At 68.3% G+C, this 21,942-nt stretch carries 20 protein-coding genes; 10 read left to right on the plus strand and 10 right to left on the minus strand.

The window, feature by feature from the left end:
- On the minus strand, window positions 1–1,266 hold a 1,266-nt coding region (locus N5C88_RS31450; RefSeq protein ID WP_347881412.1), incomplete at its 3' end, for an RsmB/NOP family class I SAM-dependent RNA methyltransferase.
- A 1,114-nt stretch (window positions 1,267–2,380) separates the two neighbouring features.
- Window positions 2,381–3,046, minus strand: a complete 666-nt coding sequence (gene purN / locus N5C88_RS27520) for a phosphoribosylglycinamide formyltransferase (RefSeq protein ID WP_059380499.1) — start codon at window positions 3,044–3,046, stop codon at window positions 2,381–2,383.
- Between the two features lie 125 nt (window positions 3,047–3,171).
- On the opposite strand from purN, the gene N5C88_RS27525 reads away from it, so the two are divergent.
- The 4 genes from N5C88_RS27525 to coaBC all read left to right on the plus strand — a co-directional run bounded on the left by N5C88_RS27525 (window position 3,172) and on the right by coaBC (window position 8,892).
- Entirely contained in the window at window positions 3,172–4,137 is a 966-nt protein-coding gene (locus N5C88_RS27525; RefSeq protein WP_059380498.1) for a bifunctional riboflavin kinase/FAD synthetase, read from the plus strand.
- Complete coding sequence (ileS, locus tag N5C88_RS27530; RefSeq protein ID WP_118932853.1) at window positions 4,127–6,988, plus strand: isoleucine--tRNA ligase; 2,862 nt, start codon at window positions 4,127–4,129, stop codon at window positions 6,986–6,988. The genes N5C88_RS27525 and ileS overlap by 11 nt, the downstream gene beginning before the upstream one ends.
- Before the next feature lie 2 nt (window positions 6,989–6,990).
- Window positions 6,991–7,530, plus strand: a complete 540-nt coding sequence (lspA, locus tag N5C88_RS27535; RefSeq protein WP_059380496.1) for a signal peptidase II — start codon at window positions 6,991–6,993, stop codon at window positions 7,528–7,530.
- A gap of 165 nt (window positions 7,531–7,695) precedes the next feature.
- Window positions 7,696–8,892 (plus strand): bifunctional phosphopantothenoylcysteine decarboxylase/phosphopantothenate--cysteine ligase CoaBC, encoded by a 1,197-nt coding sequence (gene coaBC / locus N5C88_RS27540; RefSeq protein ID WP_059380495.1) that lies wholly within the window; start codon window positions 7,696–7,698, stop codon window positions 8,890–8,892.
- 95 nt (window positions 8,893–8,987) lie between these two features.
- On the opposite strand, the gene N5C88_RS27545 is transcribed toward coaBC, so the two are convergent.
- The 7 genes from N5C88_RS27545 to N5C88_RS27575 all read right to left on the minus strand — a co-directional run bounded on the left by N5C88_RS27545 (window position 8,988) and on the right by N5C88_RS27575 (window position 15,379).
- A complete protein-coding gene (locus N5C88_RS27545; protein ID WP_280016622.1) occupies window positions 8,988–9,881 on the minus strand; it encodes a cation diffusion facilitator family transporter in 894 nt (297 codons plus the stop codon).
- A gap of 123 nt (window positions 9,882–10,004) precedes the next feature.
- Window positions 10,005–10,994, minus strand: a complete 990-nt coding sequence (locus N5C88_RS27550) for a tripartite tricarboxylate transporter substrate binding protein (RefSeq protein WP_059380503.1) — start codon at window positions 10,992–10,994, stop codon at window positions 10,005–10,007.
- A gap of 119 nt (window positions 10,995–11,113) precedes the next feature.
- Window positions 11,114–11,800 (minus strand): AroM family protein, encoded by a 687-nt coding sequence (locus N5C88_RS27555; RefSeq protein WP_118932851.1) that lies wholly within the window; start codon window positions 11,798–11,800, stop codon window positions 11,114–11,116.
- Complete coding sequence (locus N5C88_RS27560) at window positions 11,797–12,726, minus strand: DUF1177 domain-containing protein (RefSeq protein ID WP_059380492.1); 930 nt, start codon at window positions 12,724–12,726, stop codon at window positions 11,797–11,799. The genes N5C88_RS27555 and N5C88_RS27560 overlap by 4 nt, the downstream gene beginning before the upstream one ends.
- Window positions 12,723–13,427 carry a dipeptidase PepE gene (gene pepE / locus N5C88_RS27565; protein WP_118932850.1) on the minus strand — a complete coding sequence of 235 codons (705 nt, stop codon included), beginning with the start codon at window positions 13,425–13,427 and terminating at the stop codon, window positions 12,723–12,725. Before pepE ends, N5C88_RS27560 begins: the two co-directional genes overlap by 4 nt.
- A gap of 70 nt (window positions 13,428–13,497) precedes the next feature.
- Window positions 13,498–14,265, minus strand: a complete 768-nt coding sequence (locus N5C88_RS27570; protein WP_118932849.1) for an IclR family transcriptional regulator — start codon at window positions 14,263–14,265, stop codon at window positions 13,498–13,500.
- A 160-nt stretch (window positions 14,266–14,425) separates the two neighbouring features.
- Complete coding sequence (locus N5C88_RS27575) at window positions 14,426–15,379, minus strand: LysR family transcriptional regulator (RefSeq protein WP_118932848.1); 954 nt, start codon at window positions 15,377–15,379, stop codon at window positions 14,426–14,428.
- A 137-nt stretch (window positions 15,380–15,516) separates the two neighbouring features.
- Here N5C88_RS27575 and N5C88_RS27580 point away from each other — a divergent pair, with 137 nt between their 5' ends.
- Together N5C88_RS27580 and N5C88_RS27585 are read left to right on the plus strand one after the other, a co-directional pair.
- The gene (locus N5C88_RS27580; protein ID WP_118932847.1) at window positions 15,517–16,509 is read left to right on the plus strand and encodes a tripartite tricarboxylate transporter substrate binding protein; all 993 of its coding nucleotides are present in this window, start codon (window positions 15,517–15,519) and stop codon (window positions 16,507–16,509) included.
- 17 nt (window positions 16,510–16,526) lie between these two features.
- Window positions 16,527–17,954 (plus strand): amidase, encoded by a 1,428-nt coding sequence (locus N5C88_RS27585; RefSeq protein WP_280016623.1) that lies wholly within the window; start codon window positions 16,527–16,529, stop codon window positions 17,952–17,954.
- A 9-nt stretch (window positions 17,955–17,963) separates the two neighbouring features.
- On the opposite strand, the gene N5C88_RS27590 is transcribed toward N5C88_RS27585, so the two are convergent.
- Entirely contained in the window at window positions 17,964–19,004 is a 1,041-nt protein-coding gene (locus N5C88_RS27590) for a metal-dependent hydrolase (protein WP_118932845.1), read from the minus strand.
- 106 nt (window positions 19,005–19,110) lie between these two features.
- Between N5C88_RS27590 and N5C88_RS27595 the strand changes: the two genes are divergently transcribed.
- From N5C88_RS27595 to N5C88_RS27610, 4 genes are all read left to right on the plus strand, one after another.
- Complete coding sequence (locus N5C88_RS27595) at window positions 19,111–19,749, plus strand: DedA family protein (protein WP_054455998.1); 639 nt, start codon at window positions 19,111–19,113, stop codon at window positions 19,747–19,749.
- Window positions 19,750–19,765: 16 nt separating this feature from the next.
- Entirely contained in the window at window positions 19,766–20,275 is a 510-nt protein-coding gene (locus N5C88_RS27600) for a hypothetical protein (protein ID WP_118932844.1), read from the plus strand.
- A 69-nt stretch (window positions 20,276–20,344) separates the two neighbouring features.
- The gene (locus tag N5C88_RS27605) at window positions 20,345–21,031 is read left to right on the plus strand and encodes a dUTPase (protein WP_280016624.1); all 687 of its coding nucleotides are present in this window, start codon (window positions 20,345–20,347) and stop codon (window positions 21,029–21,031) included.
- A gap of 173 nt (window positions 21,032–21,204) precedes the next feature.
- On the plus strand, window positions 21,205–21,897 hold the full coding sequence (locus tag N5C88_RS27610) for a 2OG-Fe(II) oxygenase (protein WP_280016625.1): 693 nt from the start codon (window positions 21,205–21,207) through the stop codon (window positions 21,895–21,897).
- Window positions 21,898–21,942: the final 45 nt, after the last annotated feature.

A 21,942-nucleotide genomic window follows, 5' to 3' on the forward strand; every position in this document is an offset into this window, starting at 1 on the left:
GGCTACTTCGGCCGCGGTCGCCGCGCCCTTCTTCTTGCGCTCGAATACCGCGGCGAAAAAGCCGTCGGTGCCGTGCACGTCGGGGCGCAGCTGCACGTAGGGGCCGTCCAGCTTCAGGTTTTCACAGCGCGCGGCCAGGATCTCGGCGGCGTCCAGGCGCTCGAAATCGGGATGGCTGGCGAGGAAACGCTCGGCCTGGACCTCGTTTTCCTCGGCCAGCAGGCTGCAGGTGGCGTACACCAGGCGGCCGCCCGGAGCAACGCAACGCGCCGCGCTGTTGAGAATGCGTTCCTGCAGCTGACCCAGTTCGGCCAGCGCCTCGGGGTGCTGGCGCCATTTCAGGTCCGGATTGCGGCGCAGGGTACCGATGCCGCTGCAAGGGGCGTCGACCAGCACGCGCTGGGCCTTGCCGGCCAGACGCTTGACGCGGGCGTCGTTTTCGCTGTCGATGACCACCGGCACCACGTTGGACAGGCCGCTGCGCGCAAAGCGCGGCTTGGCGCGCTGCAGGCGGGCCGCGGACACGTCGAACGCGTACAGGCGGCCGGTGGAGCGCATCAGCGCGCCCAGCAGCAGCGTCTTGCCGCCCGCGCCGGCGCAGAAATCGATGATCATTTCGCCGCGGCGCGGCGCCACCAGCAGCGCCAGCAACTGGCTGCCCTCGTCCTGGACTTCGATGCTGCCGTTCTCGAACTGCGGCCAGCGATTGATGGCCGGACGGCCTTCCATGCGGATGCCCCAGGGCGAATAAGGCATGGCGACAGGCTCGTAGCGGCCGGCGCCCTGCTGCAATTCGGCCAGCATGGCGTCGCGCTCGACCTTCAGCGGGTTGACGCGCAGGTCCAGGCTGGCCTGGCGGTTCAACGCCTCGATCAGCGTTTCCGGGCTGTCCATGGCGCCCAGGCGTTCGTCCAGCCAGTCAGGGATGCTGCCGCGCACGGCGCGCGGCAGGGTCGCCAGGTCGATCTGCGACACGCGCTGCAGCCATTCGGCTTCGCCGGCGTCCATGCCTTCGGCCAGCGCCTCGGCGCCCAGCGTCGCGGCCAGTCCCAGGATGGCCAGGCGGCGCGAAGCGGGACCGACGCCGCTTTCGCCGAACTGGCGGTAGCGGCGCAGATGGCGCAGCACGTCGTAGACGGCCTCGGCGACCTCGGAGCGATCGCGCGCGCCCAGATTCGGATGGTTGCGCAGCCAGTGCGACAGGGCCGCGTCGGCCGGATAGGTCCATTGCAGGATTTCGCCCAGGACGCGCTGGACCTGGTCGATGCGGATCGCCGCGTGCGATTGGCGCGGGCGGTTGAATTGAGGTTTGGGCGGACGGTCCTGGCCGCCGTCGCTGCCGCCGCCGCGCGGGCCGCCATACTGGCCGCGCTCGCCGCCGCGATCATCGCCTCGCGGCGAGCCATAAGACGGACGCGAGTCCGAGCGGCCATCACGACGATCCGAACCATAGGAGGCGCGCTCGCCGCCACGGCCTTCGCCGCGCGGAGCGTCATAGGACGGACGCGAGTCCGGGCGGCCTTCACGGCGTTCCGAACCATAGGAGGCGCGCTCGCCGCCACGGCCTTCGCCGCGCGGGGCGTCGTACGACGGACGTTGGCCCGGGCGGCCTTCACGGCGTTCCGAACCATAGGAAGCGCGTTCGCCGCCACGGCCTTCGCCGCGCGGAGCGTCATAGGACGGACGCGGGCCGGGACGACCTTCGCGGCGTTCCGAACCATAGGAAGCGCGCTCGCCGCCACGGCCTTCGCCGCGCGGGGCGTCGTACGACGGACGTTGGCCCGGGCGGCCTTCACGACGTTCCGAACCATAGGAAGCGCGCTCGCCGCCACGGCCTTCGCCGCGCGGGGCGTCGTAGGACGGACGCTGGCCCGGGCGGCCTTCACGACGTTCCGAGCCATAGGAAGCGCGTTCGCCGCCACGGCCTTCGCCGCGCGGGGCGTCGTACGACGGACGCTGACCCGGACGGCCTTCACGGCGTTCCGAACCATAGGAAGCGCGTTCGCCGCCACGGCCTTCGCCGCGCGCCGGGTCGAAGGACGGACGCGGGCTCGGACGGCCTTCGCGGCGGTCCGAACCGTAGGAGCCGCGTTCGCCGCCACGGCCTTCGCCGCGCGGCGCGTCGTAGGACGGGCGCGGCGTCGGGCGACCGCCGGAGCGCTCGTCGCGGCTGCCGCCGGAACGGTCGTCACGGGCGCTGTCGCGTGCGATCGGCGCGCGCGCGTCGCCCTTGGGGCGCGAGAAGAAGGACCGACCGTCGCGGCCTTCGGACGCGGCCCTGGCGGCGCCTGCCGGACGGGAACGCGGAGATTGGGGTTTGGTCATGGTGTATTCCAGTGGGGCGGAGGGCTTCCGCCCGAAAAATTCGATTCGGGGCCGCTCAGGCGGCCGGCGACCAGGCGAAAAGGCGATCGGGATCGCCCTGCACGTTGACGCGATGGTCGCTGGTCAGGGTAACCCGGCCTTCGGCAAGCCAGCGCACCGCCGCCGGAAAAGCCCGGTGTTCGACCGCCAGCACGCGCTCGGCCAGGGATTCGGGCGTATCGCCCGCCAGGACCGGCACGCAGCCCTGGGCGATGATGGGGCCGTGGTCCAGCACCGGCGTGACGAAGTGCACGGTGCAACCGTGCACGCGCACCCCGGTCGCCAGGGCCTGGGCGTGCGTGTGCAGCCCGGGAAACGCCGGCAGCAGCGACGGGTGGATGTTCACCAGCCGGCCGGCGTAGTGATTGACGAAGCCCGGGGTCAGCACGCGCATGAAGCCCGCCAGGATGACGTAATCGGGTTCGTAGCGGTCGATTTCGGCGGCCAGCGCGGCGTCGAAGGCTTCGCGGCTGGCGTAGTCCTTGTGGTACAGCGCGCCGGTGGGGATGCCCTGCTGGGCCGCCCACTCCAGGCCGGCGGCGTCGGGCTTGCTGGCGATGACGGCGGCGACTTCGGCCGGCCAGCCTTCATTGCGGCAGGCCTCGGACAGCGCCTGCATATTGCTGCCGCGTCCCGAGATCAGGATGACGATGCGGCGCTTGGTGGTAGATATTTCCGGCAAGATAAGGAATTCCAAGGGAAATCGGGCCCGTCCGCCCTACGCAATCCCGCGCGCGGCGACAGCCTGGACGCGCGGCAAGTAAGGACAGGAACAAACCCGGAATCCAAAATTGTAAACTCTCGCTCGTGAAACCATCGCTGCGCATCTACCGATCCCTGCCCCCGCCCGACCGGCGCGCCCCTTGCGCGCTGACGATCGGCAATTTCGACGGCGTCCACCGCGGACACCAGGCCATGCTGGCGCGCGTCTGCCAAGTCGCGCGCGACCGCAACCTGACGCCCGCCGTGATGACCTTCGAGCCGCATCCGCGGGAGTATTTCGCCACCCTCAACCAACGCCCTGAGCTCGCGCCCACCCGGATTTCGGGTTTGCGCGACAAGCTGGCGGCGCTGGCGCGTTACGGCATCAGCCAGGTCGTGGTGGAGCGTTTCAACGCGCGCCTGGCTGAAATGTCGGCCAACGCCTTCATCGAACAATTGCTGGTCCAGGGCCTGCACGCCAAATGGCTGCTGGTGGGCGAAGACTTCCGCTTCGGCCACAAGCGCAGCGGCGACATCGACCTGCTGCGCGAGGCCGGCCTGCGCCATGGCTTCGAGGTGCAGACGCTGGCGGACGTGACCGACCAGCAAGGGCACCGGATATCCAGTTCCGAGGTGCGCACCGCGCTGGCGGTGGGCGACCTGGAACGCGCCCGCCACCTGCTGGGCCACCCGTACCACATCAGCGGCCACGTGATCCACGGCCAGAAGCTGGGCCGCACGCTGGGCTTTCCCACCATGAACCTGCGGGTGGCGGAGCGCTGCGCCGCGCGCTCGGGCATTTACGTGGTGCAGGTCTACGGCCTGGCCGAGCGGCCGCTGCCGGCGGTCGCCAGCCTGGGCGTGCGCCCCACGGTCGAAGACCGCGGCCGCGTGCTGCTGGAGTCGCACCTGCTCGACGAGACTGTCGACGCTTACGGTAAACTCGTACGCGTCGAATTCCTGCAAAAGCTGCGGGACGAAGAAAAATTTCCTGACCTCCCTTCCCTGACTGCCGCCATCGCCGAAGACGCGCGAAACGCGCGCGCCTATTTTGCCGTTCATGGACTATAAAAAGACCCTCAACCTGCCCGATACCTCCTTCCCCATGCGGGGCGACCTTGCCAAGCGCGAGCCCGCCTGGATTTCGCAGTGGGAGGAAAACCACGTCTACCAGGCGATCCGCGCCGCCAGCCGCGGCCGGCCGCGCTTCGTGCTGCACGACGGCCCGCCCTACGCCAACGGCGACATCCACATCGGCCACGCGGTCAACAAGATCCTGAAGGACATCATCGTCAAGAGCCGCAACATGGCCGGCTATGACGCGCATTACGTGCCGGGCTGGGACTGTCACGGCATGCCGATCGAAATCCAGATCGAAAAGAAGTACGGCAAGCACCTGCCCGTGGCGGAAGTGCAGTCCAAGGCCCGCGCCTACGCGCTCGAGCAGATCGACCGCCAGCGCAAGGACTTCAAGCGCCTGGGCGTGCTGGGCGAGTGGGATCGTCCCTACATGACGATGAACTTCAGCAATGAAGCCGACGAAATCCGCGCGCTGGGCCGCATCCTGGACAAAGGCTACGTGTTCCGCGGCCTGAAGCCCGTGAACTGGTGTTTCGACTGCGGCTCGGCCCTGGCCGAAGCCGAGGTCGAGTACGCCGACCGCGTCGACCCGGCGGTGGACGTGGCCTTCCCGTTCGCCGAGCACGCCAAGCTGGCCAGCGCCTTCGGCCTGGACTCGGTGGAAGACGGCGCCATCGTCATCTGGACCACCACGCCCTGGACCATCCCGTCCAACCAGGCGCTGAACCTGCATCCCGAAATCGAATACGCGCTGGTGCGCGTGACGCCGGTTCCCAAGTTCGGTCCGCTCCTGCTGATCGCCAAGGAACGCGTCGAAGCCTGCCTGAAGGCCTGGAACCTGGAAGGCGAAGTGATCGCCACGGCCCCGGGCGCGGCGCTGTCGGGCATCGAATTCCGCCACCCGCTGGCGCAGTTCAATGCCGCCTACGACCGCAAGTCGCCCGCCTACCTGGGCGACTACGTCACGGCCGACTCCGGCACTGGCGTGGTGCACTCGGCGCCGGCCTACGGTATCGAAGACTTCATCTCGTGCAAGGAGCACGGCATGAAGGACACCGATTTCATCAGCCCGGTCATGGGCGACGGCAAGTACGTGGACAGCCTGGCGCTGTTCGGCGGCCTGTCCATCTGGGACGCCAACCCCAAGATCGTCGAGGCGCTGACGGAAGCCGGCGCGCTGATGCACGTGGAAAAGCACAAGCACAGCTACATGCACTGCTGGCGCCACAAGACCCCCATCATCTACCGCGCCACCAGCCAGTGGTTCGCCGGCATGGACGTGGCCCCCAAGGACGGCGGCCCGACCCTGCGCGAATCGGCGCTGGCCGGCATCGACGCCACCGCCTTCTACCCGGCCTGGGGCCGCGCCCGCCTGCACGCCATGATCGCCAACCGCCCCGACTGGACCTTGTCGCGCCAGCGGCAATGGGGCACGCCGATGGCCTTCTTCGTGCACAAGGAAACCGGCGCGCTGCACCCGCGCACCGCCGAATTGCTGGAGCAGGTGGCGCAGCGCGTCGAGCAAGGCGGCATCGAAGCCTGGCAGACCCTGGACCCGCGCGAACTGCTGGGCGACGAAGCCGACCAGTACGAAAAGAACCGCGACACGCTGGACGTGTGGTTCGACTCTGGCAGCACGCACGCCACGGTGCTGGGCGGCAAGGACGGCGACTTCGCCGGCTCGCACGGCGCTGAGCTCGCCTGGCCCGCCGACCTGTACCTGGAAGGCTCGGACCAGCACCGCGGCTGGTTCCATTCGTCGCTGTTGACCGGCTGCATGCTTTACGGCCAACCGCCCTACAAGGCCCTGCTCACGCACGGCTTCGTGGTGGACGGCCAGGGCCGCAAGATGAGCAAGTCGGTGGGCAACGTGATCGCCCCGCAAAAGGTGTCCGACTCGCTGGGCGCGGAAATCCTGCGCCTGTGGGTGGCTTCCACCGATTACTCCGGCGAGCTGTCCATCTCCGACGAGATCCTGAAGCGCGTGGTCGAAGGCTACCGCCGCATCCGCAACACGCTGCGCTTCCTGCTGGCCAACCTGGCCGATTTCGACGCCGTGACGCAGTCCGTTCCCTATGGCGAGCTCTTCGAGATCGACCGCTACGCGCTGGCCATGACCGCGCAGATGCAGGCGGAAGTCCAGGCCAACTACGAACGCTACGACTTTCACCCGGCCGTCTCGCGCCTGCAGACGTTCTGCTCGGAAGACCTGGGCGCGTTCTACCTGGACATCCTGAAGGACCGCCTGTACACCTCGGCCGTGGACAGCCGCGCGCGCCGCTCGGCCCAGACGGCCCTGCTGGACATCACGCAAACGCTGCTCAAGCTGATGGCCCCGATCCTGTCCTTCACTGCCGAAGAAGCCTGGAAGGAACTGGTCAACTCGGCCTTGAAGAACCAGGCCGACGCCGCCCGCACCACGATCTTCACCGAGGTCTACCACGCCCTGCCGCCGTTCGCCGACGCCGACGCCCTGTCGGCCAAGTGGACGCGCCTGCGCGCCATCCGCGCCGAAGTCCAGCGCAAGCTGGAAGAAGTGCGCACGGCCGGCGACATCGGCTCCTCGCTGCAGGCGGAAGTGGACCTGTACGCCAACGGCGCCGACCAGGAACTGCTGGCCAGCCTGGGCGACGACCTGCGCTTCGTGCTGATCGTCTCGCGCGCCACGGTGCACGCGGGCGAAGGCGAGACCCGCATCGAGGTCACGCCGTCCACGCACAAGAAGTGCGAGCGCTGCTGGCACTGGCGCCTGGACGTGGGCCAGGACGCGGACCATCCCGAGATCTGCGGCCGCTGCGTGTCCAACCTGTTCGGCTCGGGCGAAGCCCGCGACAAGGCTTGAGCATGGCCCGCCCCTCCGAACCCGGAGTGACGGGCGCCGCCGCCCCCGCCCGCGCCGCGCCTGCGCGCGTGGGCGGCTGGCTGGCGCTGGCATTGCTCATCATCGTGCTGGACCAGCTGACCAAGGTCTACTTCAACACCTCGTTCCAGTATGGCGAGCGCGTCAACGTGCTGCCGGTCTTCGACTTCACGCTGATGTACAACCGCGGCGCCGCCTTCAGTTTCCTGGCGTCCGAGGAAGGCTGGCAGCGCTGGCTGTTCACCGGCCTGGGCTGCGTGGCGGCGGTGGTCATCACCATCATCCTGCGCCGCACCCATGGTCAGCCGCGCTTCAGCCTGGCGCTGACCCTGATCCTGGGCGGCGCCATCGGCAACGTCATCGACCGCGTGGTCTATGGCCACGTGGTGGACTTCCTGCTGTTCTACTGGAACAACTCCTACTTCCCCGCCTTCAATCTGGCGGACGTGGGCATCACCTGCGGCGCCGTGCTGCTGGTGCTGGACGAACTCCTGCGCGGCCGCAAGGCCAAGACCCAGGCCTGAAGACGGCCCGGCCGGGGCGCGATGCCCCGGCTTGCTCCCGCATTTCCCACGGTTTTTGTCCTGTTTGATGCCCCCTGAACGCATCGCGAACGGCGCAATGCCGCAATGCAGAATAAAATCACTGTCCGTTCCTCGTTAAACGGCGCTGAACCCGCCGCCTCCCTCATGCTCGACCTCGCCCGCAAACGCATCGTCCTCGGCCTGACCGGCGGCATCGCCTGCTACAAAATCGCCGAACTGGTGCGGCGCATGACCGAACAAGGCGCCACCGTCGACGTGGTGATGACCGAGGCGGCTACGCACTTCATCACGCCGGTCACGATGCAGGCCCTGTCGGGCCGTCCAGTGTTCGTGGATGCCTGGGATGCCCGCGTGCCCAACAACATGGCGCACATCGACCTGACGCGCGGCGCGGACGCGGTGCTGATCGCGCCGGCCAGCGCCGACTTCATGGCCAAGCTGGCGCACGGCATGGCCGACGACCTGCTGTCCACGCTGGCGCTTGCGCGCGCCTGTCCCCTGCTGGTCGCGCCCGCCATGAACCGCGAGATGTGGGCCAACCCGGCCACGCAGCGCAATGTGGCGCAGTTGCGCGCCGACGGCATCAGCGTGCTGGGTCCGTCCGCCGGCGAACAGGCCTGCGGCGAAACGGGCGACGGCCGCATGCTGGAAGCGCATGAACTGCTGACCGACCTGATCGCCTTCTTCCAGCCCAAGCTGCTGGCCGGCCGCCACGTGCTGCTGACCGCCGGCCCCACGTCCGAACCCGTGGATCCGGTGCGCGTGCTGAGCAACCGTTCGTCGGGCAAGACCGGCTACGCGCTGGCGCGCGCCGCGCGCGAAGCCGGCGCCCGCGTCACGTTGATCACCGGCGCCACCTTCCTGCAGGTGCCGCGCGGCGTCACCGCGCTGTCAGTCACCACCGCGCGCCAGATGCACGACGCCGTGATGGCCAGCGCGGCCGACGCGGACATTTTCATCGCCGTGGCCGCCGTGGCCGACTGGCGCGTGAAGAACGTCAGCAACCAGAAGCTGAAGAAAACCAGCGAAGGCGGCGGCGCGCCCGTGATGGAATTCGAACCCAATCCGGACATCCTGGCCGAAGTGGCCAAGCTGCCCAACGGCCCTTGGTGCGTGGGCTTCGCGGCCGAAACCGAGAAGCTGGCCGAGCATGCCGAAGCCAAGCGCACGCGCAAGGGCATACCGCTGCTGGTGGGCAACCTGGCGCACAAGGTCATGGACGCGGACACCACCGAACTGGTGCTGTTCGACGAGCAAGGCACCCATCCCCTGCCCGCCGCCGACAAGCTGGACGCGGCGCGGCGCCTGATCGCCGAGATCGCCGCCCGCTTCCCGAAGTAATAGCCAGGCCGCGTTTCCGGCCTGGCTGCTGACCACCCCCTGTTTCCGGACAGGGGTTTTTCTTTGCCGCGGGCTTGCCGCTCATGCGGCCGTCGTCAGTGGATATGCTCCTGCGAGGAACGATCCTCGCGCTCCATCTGCAGCGTCGTATGGTGCAGATGGAAATCCGCCTGCAGACGTTCCTCGATGGCGCGGCGCACCTGTTCGCCGTCGGCCCCGGCCGCCAGCACCACGTGGCCCGTCAGCATCGGATTGCTCTGCGTCACTGCCCACAGGTGTATGTCGTGAATCGAGACCACGCCGGCCGTATCGGCGATGGCGTCGCGCACGGCCTGCAGGCTCATGCCCGGCGGCACGCCCTCCAGCAAGATGTTCACGCATTCGCGCAGCAGCATCCAGGTGCGCGGGAACACCATGAAGCCTATGCCGACCGCCAGCGCCGAATCCACCCAGCGCCAGCCCGTGAACCAGATGAGCACGGCGCCGAGGATCACGCCGATCGAACCCAGCATGTCGGCCCAGACCTCCAGGTAGGCGCCCTTCACGTTCAGGCTTTCGTCCTTGGCGCCAGCCAGCATGCGCATCGAGATCAGGTTGACGATCAGCCCGACCACGGCGACCGCCAGCATCCCCAGGGACTGGATGTCCGCCGGCGCCGACAGGCGCTGGTAGGCCTCGTACAGGATGTAGAACGCCACGCCCAGCAGCACCAGCGCGTTGACCGCCGCGGCCAGGATCTCGAAGCGGGCGTAGCCGTACGTACGCATCAAGTCAGCCGCCTTGCGGCCCGCGCGTATCGCCACCAGCGCCAGCAGCAAGGCCATGGCGTCGGTCATCATGTGCATGGCATCGGAAATCAATGCCAGGCTGCCCGTGATCATGCCGCCCGCGATCTCCACCAGCATGAAGGTGCCGGTCAGGCCAAAGGCGATCCAGAGGCGGGATTCGGGCAAGGCGCGGACGTCGCCGTGCTGATGGCTGTCGCTCATGACTGTCCTGATCGTGGAAAGGCTCCATGACAAAGCCTGTAGCGGCTTCAGAGTCAAGCACGGCGGCGCGCGCCATGAAAAAACCCTCCGTGTTACCGGAGGGTTTTTGTTGGGCAACCCGGCTTACTGCTCCAGGCTGATGTTGGCCGCCTTGACGATGTCGGCCCATTGCTGGCGGTCCTTCTCCAGGAACTGGCTGAACTGCTCGGGCGTCATGCCGGTGACCGGCTCGGAACCCAGGCCGGCCATCTTCTCGACCAGCGCGGGCTGCTTCAGCACGTCCTGCATGGCCGCGTAGTAGGCGGCCAGCACGTCGGCCGGCAGGCCGGCGGGCGCGAACACGCCTTGCCAGGTCGGCATGTCGAAGCCCTTCAGGCCCTGCTCGTCCAGCGTCGGCACGTTGGGCAGTTGCGGCGCGCGCTTGATCGAGGCCACCGCGATCGCCTTGACCTTGCCCTGCGAAGCCAGCGGCGCGGCGGTGGAGATGTTGTCCATCGTCATGGCGATGTGGCCGCCCAGCAGGTCGGTGATGACGGGCGCGGCGCCGCGGTAGGCGGCATGCGGCACCTTCACGCCCAGCTTGTACAGCATGGTCTCGGCGATCAGGTGGTTGGAAATGCCCACGCCGGCGGTGCCGTAGGTGGCGGTCGGCGTCTTCTGGAAGTATTCCTTGAGTTCGGCCAGGTTGTTGGCCGGCACATCCTTGTTGACGATGACCACGTTGGGCTGCACCGCGGCCAGCGTGATGGGTGTGAAGTCCGACGGCTTGTAGTTCGTGCCCTTGGGGTTCAGGACATGGGTGATGGCCATGGACCCGGCGGCGGCGATGCCGATGGTGTAGCCGTCGGCCGGCGACTGGGCCAGGCGGTAGGCCATGATATTGCCGCCGGCGCCGGCCAGGTTTTCGACCACGACGGGTTGGCCCAGGCGCTGCGACAGGGGCTCGGCCAACAGGCGCGCCAAGGTGTCGGCGGAACCGCCGGGCGCGAAGCCCACCAGCAGGCGCACCGGCTTGACGGGCTTCCAGGCGTCGGCGGCGAAGGCCGGCGCGGCCGTCAGGGCTGTGACGGCGAACAGTGCGCCAGCGGCGCGATGCAGATTACGGCTGAACATGAAAAACACTCCCAACGATTGATTGACGAAGCCCGCTTCGTCTCCTCTCGCCGCTCGCCTGTCCCCGCCGCGCCGCGCATCGGTGTGCGCGGCAAGGTTGCGGGACGGGTTCGGCGGCGTTATTCCAATACTTGCGCCAGCGTCTGCGCCACCATGCGGTTGGACAGCAGCACCGGCCGGCCGGAAGCCTGCGCCACGGCCTGGCGCATGCGCTCGGCGTAGCCCATGCAATGCATGACGATCAGGTCGCAGGACGCGAGTTCGCGGCCCGCCCGCTCGAAGTTGAGCGCGGCCTGGGCCGCGTCGGCTTCGTAGGGGGAGGCATGCACGACCACGGTCTCGCAGGACAGCGGCACGACCATGTGGAAGGCGTCGACCTGCGCCTCCAGCGGCACCACCAGGCCCACCTTGCGGCAATGCTCGGCCAGGCCTGCGACCAGGTGGTCCACCACCTGTTGCGGCTCCACCACCAGCGTGCGCATCGGCGCGATCGCGGTGCCGGTGCACAGCGGCACCAGCACGTCGTAGCCCGCGGCGTCGGCCTGGCGCATGACTTCGGCCAGCCGCGCCTCGGCGGCGGCCGCGTCCAGTTCGATCTGCGAGCCGTCTCGCAGGCGGGTGGCAAAGCGGTATTCGCCCGGCTTGGGCGCGAGCGCGGCCAGGCCGGCGGCATCCAGTCCGTCGAGCGCGCCGAATTCGTCGATGCGCACCTGCGCGCCCAAGAGCGGCGCCATCTCGGGCACCACATCGCTGCGCGGCGACTGGCCGATGGTGAAGAACGCCACGCGGCGCGGCTGCGCGCTCATGCCTCGCCCGCGCTTTCGCGGCCCACGGTCTGCAGATGCGCCATCGAACCGTAGCGGCTCTGCAAGGCGGCCCATTCCTTGTCGTCGACGAAGCTCATCGCGCCTTGCCCGTAGAGCTTGGCGATCTCGATGCAGAAACGCATGGCGACGTCGGCGTCCACGGCGTTGGTCACGCCCGTGGCGCAGCCCGGCACGGTGGTTTGCGCGGTCAGCGCCACGCCCACCACCGGCGCGCCGGTGACGATCGTGGGCTGCATCAGCGAGTTCACGTGCTGCAGGCCGTTTTCGTAGGGCGTGATGTCCTGCGTGGTCAGCGGCAAGGTCAGCGGCAGCTCGCCGCTGACCCAGCCCATGACGTCCAGCATGGTCTCGGGGATGCGCAGCAGATAGCCCTGGCGCGCGACCGGCGTCAGCGCCACGCCGCGCTTGTTGACCAGGCGGTTGCCGCGCGTGGTGTCGACGGACAGGATCGCGTCCATGCGCGGGTCGACCTCATGCGACATCATCTCGCGCATCGGGAACGGCGAACGCATCATCGGCACCGGATGATGCGGCCGCGTGCCGGCGCGCGGACAGATGTGGGTGCGGATGCGCACCGTGCCCGGCATGACGTCGCCTTGGCGCGCCATGGCCATCAGCTTGAACGCCGCGGCAATCGCGACCACCGCGCCGTCGCTGTCGGACACCAGGCCGGTGACAGCCGGACGCGCGCCGATGCCGCCAAGGCGGCCGACGATGCCGAGTTGCGGCGCGGTTTCGTCGAGGCCCGGAATGACGATGGACAGGAATTCGGTGGCCGCGCCGTCGCGCTCCAGCCGGGTCACTTCGACTTCGCAGTTGCCCGCCGCTCGCAGTTGCTCGGCCACGGCCTCGCCCGTGATGTGGGCGGAGGACAGCAGTTCGATGGCGTCGATCACATGCTTCATGCCGGGATCTCCACGGGGCCCGGACGGAACACGCGCGGCTCTTCGTTGCCGAGGAACAGCGGCGCATCGTGCGGGCCGACCAGGTCGATCCGGTTGCCGCGCACGCGCAGCGCGGAGCCTTCCGGCAGGCCCAGCACGGGCATCCGCGGATTCAGCGCGCAGAACTCGGCCAGGCGCTGGGCGCGGGTTTCGCCGCGATGTCCGGGAGGATGGGCATTGGTGTAGTGCGGATTGATCTGGAACGACAGCAGGTCCAAGGCGTCGAAGCCTTGCGGATCCGTGATGGGCATGTCGTTGGTGGTGCAGATGCTGGGGCAGCTCAGGTTGGAGCCGGCGCTCCAGCCCAGGTAGGCCGCGCCCTCGCGCACGCGGCGCGCCACGACGTCCAGCAGGCCTAGTCGGCGTAGCTGGCCCAGCAGATTGAAGGTGTTGCCGCCGCCCACGATGATGATGGCGGCGCCTTCCAGCGCGGCCACCGGATCCTCGGCGCGATGCAGCCCCTGGATGGCCAGGCCGGTATCCGCCAGCGCCGATGCCACCAGCGCGGTGTAGTCGTCCCAGTCGCGCGTGACGCCGGCGTACGGCACGAAGACGGCCGGCGCGCCTTGCGGCAGCGACGCGATCAGTTCGCGGATGTCGGGCAGCGCGTGGACCAGATAGCCGGCGTCGCTGCTGGAATTGCTGAGGAGCAGTAGGTTCATGTGGAGGATTTCCGTAAGGGGATTTTCTGGGTGTCCGGCGGCGCGGACGCATCTGTGGGCCTGAAAGCGTTCAGGCCAGCCAATAGGGATCGTTCAGTTCGCGGCCCAGCGCCCCCACCTGCCGCAGCACCGACTCGCGCAAGCGCGCGACGCGGGCGGCATCGGCCTGGAAGGAAACGAAGGACAGGCACAGGCCGCGCAGTTCGCCGGTGGCGGGATCGCGCACGGCGGCTGCCACCGCGCCTATGCCCGGCATGGCCTGGTCGATGGCCACGCCGCAATGGTCGGCGCGGGTCTGCGCGACCAGGCGGGCCAGTTCGCCGACCGTGGCGGGACAATCTCGGCCTTCGGTGGGCAGCGGCTGGTCGGCGTCGGCGCCGTAGAGCGCCTGGAACTCGGTTTCGCTCAGGCGCGACAGCAGCGCCCGGCCCATGGCCGTGCCCGAGGCGGCGCGGCGCGAACCGGGCGGCGACAGCACCTGCACCGGGTGCGAACCGTTCAGGCGCTGCAGCACCACGGTTTCGCGCTGGTTCAGGGTGGAGAGATAGGCGGTCAGGCCGCTGTCGTCGGACAGCCGGGCCAGCACCGCGCGGCAGGCGTCGTCCAGCGGCGTGGCCGCCATGCCCGCGCGCACCGCCTGGGCCAGCATGGTCCCCGCGCGGTAACGACGCGTGGCGGCGTCCTGGTCGAGCAAGCCGTAGTGCTGCATCTGGTTGAGCAGGCGCGACGCGCTGCTCTTGGGCATGGACAGGCGCGCCGCCACTTCCGTGAAGCTCAGCTCCGACGCGCCTTCCGCGTACAGCCCCAGCACGCGCTGGACGCCATCGAGAATACTCATGCTTGTTCCATAAAACGGAACTTATGTTCCTGTAAGTTGAACAAGAATAATGCGGGGCTCGTCGGCGGTCAATACGGAAGGACCATGAAAAAGCCCCGGCGGTCGCCCCCGGGGCCTGGTCGCGGGAGCCGCGAGCGCCCGCGTTGACCAACGCAATGCTTCAGACCATCGGCCGCCCGTCCTGCGGCGCCTCGCAGAATTGCAGGAAGCGATGCAGCGGCGTCTGCCGTTCGGCGGCACGCTGCCACGCGAGGACCGTAGGCGGGTTCTGTACACCCAGCTCGACCGGCAGGATGACCGCCTCGGCCCCGACGGTCAGACGTAGTGCCGCCGCCAGCGGCAGCATGACCAGGTAATCCGTGGTGCGCACGAATTCATCGGTGAGCAGCAGATCGCTCACCTGGATGCCGCGCGGCGGCAGTTCCAGGTCGCATCCCAGGAACAGCGCGGTCAGCTTGTCGTGCATCATCGTGCCCGGACGCGGCTTGCACCAGGGTTCTGCGTGCAACTCGCGCAGCGTAAGGCGGCGGCGGGCGGCCAGCGGCGACAGCCGGGCGTTGGCGACGACCACCAGCGGCTGCGGCGGCACCAGCCGCAAGCGTCCCAGGCCAGGCGCTATCAGCTCGGGCGTGTCGTAACACACCAGCGCGTCCAGCTTGTCGTCCAGCAGCAGGTCCGCCATGGCGCGGTATCCGCCGGCCTGCACATCGAGCGCGACTCCGGGCTGCGCCTGGTTGAAGGCATGGATCAAGGGCGCAAGAGTCAGTTTGCCCATGTCGGTCGCCACGCCGATGCGCAAGTCGCCCAGACGGCCGCTGCGCACATCCGTAACGGCCTGGGCCAGTCCGCGGGATTGCGCCACCACGGCCTCCATCATGGGCAGGATCTGGCGGCCCATTTTCGTCGGACGCTTGGCATTGCCGATGCGTTCGAACAGCTTGAAACCCAACTGCGATTCCAGCTCGGCCAAGGTCTTGGAGACCGCGGACTCGCTCACGTTCGCGGCGGCGGCCACCTCCTTGGCCGACGGGGCATCGCGCAGCGCCAGCGCAATCTGCAAATGCCGCAGCTTCAGGCGCGAGGCCAGCGACTCGATAGGCTGCGGCTTGACCATTTTCTCAACCCCTTAGTCGAATAATTCACTATACGGTAAACCCTTGCGGACCGATGATAGCGGCATAGCGCGTGGCCATGAGCCGATCCGCGGCCGGCCAGGCCTCAGGAGCAATAGAGCGCAAACAGGAGACCGCCTTGCCAGCCCGACCCCGCCTTCTTGCCTTTATCCTTGCCGCCGCGACCGCGGCGGGCCTGCAACCCAGCGCGATGGCCCAGGAGCCAGCCAGCGGCGACAAGCTCGTGCGCCTGGTGGTCGGCTACGCCGCGGGCGGCGCCGCCGACGCGGTGGCTCGCGCCTATGCCGAACAATTGCAGGCGGCGGGCTACGCCAACGTCATCGTCGAAAACCGCCCCGGCGCATCGGGACGCCTGGGTTTCGACGTGGTGAAACGCGCCAAGGCGGACGGGCTCACCCTGTACCTGGGTTCGTCGCCGATGTTCGTGATCTTTCCGCTGACCTACAAGAAGCTGGGATACGACCCGGACCATGACCTGCGCCCCGTCGCCCTGGTGGCCGACGTGCCCACCGGCGCCGTCACGGGCGCCGCCCAACCCTACGGCAACATGGCCGAATACGTGCAATGGGCCAAACAGGCGCGCGCCAAGGCGACCCTGGGCCTGGCGACGCAAGGCAGCCCCGGCCAGTTGGGAACGATAGAAATGGGCGGCCAGAACGGCCTGGAGGTCGTGCCCGTGCTCTACCGCGGCGCGGCGCCGATGCTGGTGGACGTGGCGGGCGGCGAAGTGTCGATGGGCTGGGATGCCGTCGCCAGCATGCTGCCGCTGTACAACGCCGGCAAGGTGAAATTCCTGGGCGTGGCAGGCAGCCGCCGCCTGCCCACGCTACCCAATGTGCCGACGCTGCTGGAACAGGGCTACCCGCAGTACCAGCATGCCGCCAGCTGGTATGGCGTGTACGCGCCCGCGGCCACGCCGGACGCCACGATCGCCCAGCTGGAACAGGCTTTTGTCGCCGCCGGCAAGCGGCCAGCGCTGGTGGAAAAACTGCAGACCGCGGGCTTCCTGGTCGAACCCCAGGACGCGCAGGCCGCCAAGCGCCGCATCGGCGTCGAACGCGCGCACTGGGCCCCCATCGTCAAGGCCGCCGGCATTTCCTTCGACGAATAAGGCGGAACGTGGTTTCGATGAGCGACTCTCTTTGCGACTTGAGCGCGGTCGAAGCCGCGCGCCTGGTCCGAACCAAGGCGGTGTCTCCGGTCGAGCTGGTGCGCGCCTCCCTGGAACGGGCCGAGCGGCTGCAGCCCGTCCTGAACTGTTTCATCACGCTGTGCGCGGAAGAGGCCATGGCCGAAGCCCGGCTTGCCGAAACCGCGCTGATGCGCGGCGATGCTGCCGGCCTCTTGCATGGCCTGCCCTACACGGTGAAGGACCTGGTCAATACCGCGGGCGTGCGGACCACCTTCGGCGCGTTGCCGTTCAGCGCGAACGTGCCGGCCGAAGACGCCGTGGCTGTCGCGCGGCTGCGCCAGCAAGGCGCCGTCCTGATCGGCAAGACCACGACGCCGGAGTTCGGCTCCAAGTCCATGACGGATTCGCCGCTGTTCGGCCATACCCGCAACGCCTGGAACCTGGAACGCACCTGCGGCGGTTCCAGCGGCGGCGCAGCGGCGGCGACAGCGGCCGGCATCACGGCGCTGGCGGTGGCCAGCGATGGCGGCGGCTCCACCCGCATCCCCGCGGCGTGCAACGGCGTGGTGGGATTCAAGCAAAGCCTGGGCGCGATCCCGCACAGCCAGGCGCAGGACGCCATCGGCAACCAGACCTACGTGACGCCGACCACGCGCACCGTGGCCGATACCCGCTTGATGATGGCGGCCATGGCCGGTCCGCATGACTGCGATCCATGGTCGCTGGGCATACCCAGGGCCGACTACGCCGGCGCCGCGGCCGGTCCCGAAACGCTGCGCGGCAAGCGCGTCCGCTATTGCCTCGCCCCGCCCGGCCGCCCCGTGGCCGCCGACGTGCGCGGCGCGTTCGAGGCCGCGCTGGCGCGCCTGGCCGATTTGGGCGCGGAAGTCGAACCGTTCGACGGCGCGGGCTTCGATGTCGAGCCGATCTGGCGCGTCATCAACCACACGGTCTGGCGCACCCGCTTTCTGCCGCTGATAGAACGCGAACCCGACGCCTACAGTCCCACCTTCCGGCGGCAGATCGCCACCGCCGCGGCGTTCAGCGCCCAGCAATACCAGGAAGCCATGTTTGCCCGCACCGCGCTCTACCGCAAGGTGCAGGCCCTGTTCGGCCAGGCCGACCTGCTGGCCATGCCGACCATGTCGCGCACCGCGTTGCCGCTGGGCACGGACATATTCGACACCATGGACATCGACGGCCGCCCGTACGGCGACATCCGCGCCCATTGGTATCCGTGGACCATGCTGTTCAACCTGACCGGCCACCCAGCCATCAGCGTGCCTTGCGGCCTGGGCCAGGATGGCATGCCGATAGGCTTGCAGCTGGTTGCCCCTTGCCACGCCGACCTGCCGCTGCTGCAGGCGGCCGAAGCCTACGAGCAGGCCCGCGCGCCGCTGCCGCGGCCGCCCGCCATCGCGTAGATCGCGTCCCTACCTGGTCGACAGCTCCGACCACTGCGCCAGCGGCAAGGGCGGCTGCGCATGCAGGATGCGGCCCAGCACCAGCTTCAGTTCGGCCCAGCCGCCGCGCTCGGTGGGCCAGCTGGACGGCGTCACCGCCTGCCAGTTGCCGCCCGCCGCGCGTTCGGCCATCTTGAAGCGGAAGGTGTAATGTCCCGCCATGCCCATGCGCAGGTCCGTGACCACCAACGCATTGCCGATGACGTCGTAGCGCAGCCAGTCGTCGGTGAACCAGCTCAGGCGCTGGTGCAGCGGCACGTCCGCCAGCGCCTGCGCCACATGCAGGTTGAGCGGCTGGCGCAGCCATTCCGGCGGATCGCTGTCGAACAGGCTGCTGACCGATTCGTAATAGTGGCCATCTGGCGTCTTGGCGATGACGCGCCACACCAGCGTGTTGAAAGGCATGGGCACCGCGCGCAGTTCGCTCAGCGCAATGCCCTGCCCCTGCATCGCCTCGCGCACGCGGTCCTCGGCGGCGATGCGTCCGGCCAGCCCGAATCCCAGATAGGCGGTGCTGAACACCAGCGCCGCGGCCAGCAGCCGGCGCGCCGTCAGCGTCATGCCGAAGCCGATGGCGAACAACACCGCCAGCAGCAACGGCACGGTATAGACCGGGTCGATGATGAACACGGCTGCCCAGCTTTCGGGGATGAGCGCCAGCGGCCAGAACAGCTGCGTCCCGTAGACCGTGAAGGCGTCCAGCACCGGATGCGTCACCAGCACCAGCCATAAGGTCAGGAACAGCCGGCGTCCGCTGTATGGCGCCTGCGGCCAGTATTTGCGGATCAGCCAGGTCAGGAAAACAGCCAGTCCGGTCAGCACGAACACCGAGTGCGAGAAGCCGCGGTGGTAGGTCATGAGCGACACCGGGTCCGGATAGCGCATCAGGACGTCCAGATCCGGCACCGTGGCCAGCGCCGCGCCATAGATCAGCGCCCGGCGTCCCTGCACCCGCCCCAGCAGGGCGCCCTGTATGCCCGCGCCCAGCACCGCCTGCGTAACCGAATCCATAACTCTCCAACAATTAGCTTCATCCAGACGGACTATACGGCGCACCGACAGTTCCGCAGGCGTTAACATACCCGATTGCATTCAGCTAATTTTCAACTTCGTAAATATGGACCAATACATCGACCAGATCGCGATGTTCATCGAGGCCAACCAGGCCTGGGCGGGACCGATCACCTTTCTGCTCACGCTGGGTGAATCCATGGTGCTGCTGGGCCTGTTCATCCCGGCCACGGCCTTGATGCTGCTGACCGGCGGCCTGATCGGCGCCGGCACCCTGAATCCCTGGGCCATCATCGCCTGGGGCATCGCCGGCGCCATCGTGGGCGACGCGCTGTCCTACTGGCTGGGCCGCTGGGCCGGCCCCGGCATCCTGCGCCGCTGGCCGCTGAAGCAGCAGCGCAGCGGCGTGGCGCGCGCGCGCCTGTTCTTCTACCGCTACGGCTTCGCCTCCGTGCTGATCGGCCGCTTCCTCGGCCCCATCCGCTCCACCATTCCCACCGTCGCGGGCGTCATGGGCATGGGGCACAGCCGCTTCCAGATGGCCAACGTCGCCTCCGCCATCCTCTGGATGCCGCTGATGCTGGCCCCGGGCTACATCACCGCGCGCAGCTTGGGCACGGCGGACAACGCGCAACAGATTGCCATGATGATCGGCGCGGGACTCTCGGTACTGCTAGGATGCGGGCTGTTGATAGCCATGCTGCGCAAGCGCCGGGTCCCGGCGCGCCAACGCCGCGGCAACTGAACCGGAGAGAGGGGCAATGGCCATAGACGGGGAACCCAGGAATGGCGATTTCGCGCGCTACGTCGAAAACCTGACGCGCGCCGGCGGGGCATCGCCGGGACAGGTTCCCGACAAGCGGACGGACTCCCGCCCGGCAGCGCCCCCGCCTCCTGCCTCGCCATCCGAAACGCTGTCCGGCGCGCCCTGGGGCAAACCGGCCCCGCCGCCCCTGCAATCGCGGCAAGCGCCCACGGCCCCGGGCCAGACGGATGCCGCCGAGGTATCGATGGCCCGCCAAGCCACCCAGCGCAAGATCGGCGTCATCCTGACGGTGGGCGGCATCCTGGCCGGCTGGGCAGGCGCGCGCATCATCTTCGAAGCCCTGCGCGGCCCCGGCTTCGACCTGGACGAGGCCATGCCCGCCGTCTTCCTGTTTTTCTTCGCCATGATGCTGTTCAAGGCGGCCCGCAACGCGCGCAATCCGCGCAACAAGACGCCGCTGCCGCCGCTCAAGCGCTCCTCGTACCGCAAGGACGGCGGCGCCTGATTCCGCCGTCGCGGCGGCGCGGCGCGGACGGGCAATGGTGCTAACATTTCCGCCGCTGTCGAAAGACCCATGAACCACGGAGTGAAAGTGAATAACGTAGTCGGATTGAACCAGGCCCAGGCGGCCACGATGCTGAAGCTGCAGGGCCACTTGAACAGCATGATCAATCCGGATTGGGTCAACGGCGGAGCCCGCTTCCTGCGCGCCGCCTTCGTCGAATCCGCCGAAGCGCTGGAACACTACGGCTGGAAGTGGTGGAAGAAGCAGACCATCGACCTGCCGCAAGTGCAGATGGAGCTGGTGGACATCCTGCACTTCTATCTGTCGCACACCATCGTCCAGTCCCGCGGCGACATCGCCGCCGCCGCCGGCGCGCTGGTCGCCGACCTGTCCGGCCCGGCTTCGGTCGCGCTGGACGGCAAGACCCACATGCTGGACCAGCTGAACGTGCCCGAGCTGCTGGAACTGATCGGCGGCCTGGCCGTATGCGGACGCGCCAGCTTCAAGGTGCTGGAACAGACCATGACGTCCTGCGAGATGAGCTGGAACGACGCCTACACGCAATACGTGTCCAAGAACGTGCTGAACATCTTCCGCCAGCAGCATGGCTACAAGGAAGGCACCTACATCAAGATCTGGAACGGCGAGGAAGACAACGTCGTGCTGGCCCGCCTGCTGTCGCAGCTGGATCCCGCGCGCGAGGATTTCGCCGACCAGCTGCACCGCGAGCTGGAGCAGGCTTATTCGCGCCTCTGAGCCGCGACGGTTCCTGCCCGCCCGAAGAACGCCGCATCCGCGGCGTTTTTTGTTTTGGGGGGATGCCAGCGCAACAAACGGAGTTTCAAATGGGCGGTGGATTTCTACACTGGCCTCGCCTGTAATCACAGGGAGGACCGGGCATGCGCGCCGCGGCAAGCGGGAACGAAGACATGACAGCAACAGCCTATGACTGGCAGAACGTGGAGCACGCGCTTGATGCCCACGGCAACGCCGTGCTGCCCGGACTGCTGACACCCGCGCAATGCCGCGCCCTCGCCGCCCTCTATCTGGATGAAGCGCGCTTTCGTTCGCGCATCGTCATGGCGCGGCATGGCTTCGGCCGCGGCGAATACAAGTACTTCGCCTACCCCCTGCCGCCGCTGCTCGATCAGCTGCGCCACGCGCTCTATGCCCGGCTGGCGCCGATCGCCAACCGCTGGAATCAGCGGCTGCGTGCGGACACGCAGTACCCGCCCGAACTGGACGCCTACCTGCAACGCTGCCACCGGGCGGGCCAGACGCGTCCCACGCCATTGATGCTCCAGTACGGCGAGGGCGACTACAACTGCCTGCATCAGGATCTCTATGGCGAGCATGTGTTTCCGCTGCAGGTCGCCATCCTGCTGTCGCAGCCGGGCAAGGAATTCACCGGCGGCGAATTCGTCATGACCGAGCTTGCGGCCCGGAGCCAGCGCGCCGACGTCGTGCCGCTGGACCAGGGCGACGCGGTGGTGTTCACCGTCAATCAACGGCCCGCGGCGGGCGCGCGCGGGCCGCGCAAGGTCGCCATGCGGCATGGCGTGAGCCGCGTGCGCAGCGGCCGGCGCCATACCGTGGGCCTTATTTTTCATGACGCGGCATGATGCCCCGTTCGCTTGCGACCATCGATGAGGACCCTATGCATGACA

The organism is Achromobacter sp. GD03932, from assembly GCF_029839485.1.
GTDB classification, from domain to species: Bacteria; Pseudomonadota; Gammaproteobacteria; order Burkholderiales; family Burkholderiaceae_B; genus Achromobacter; species Achromobacter bronchisepticus_A.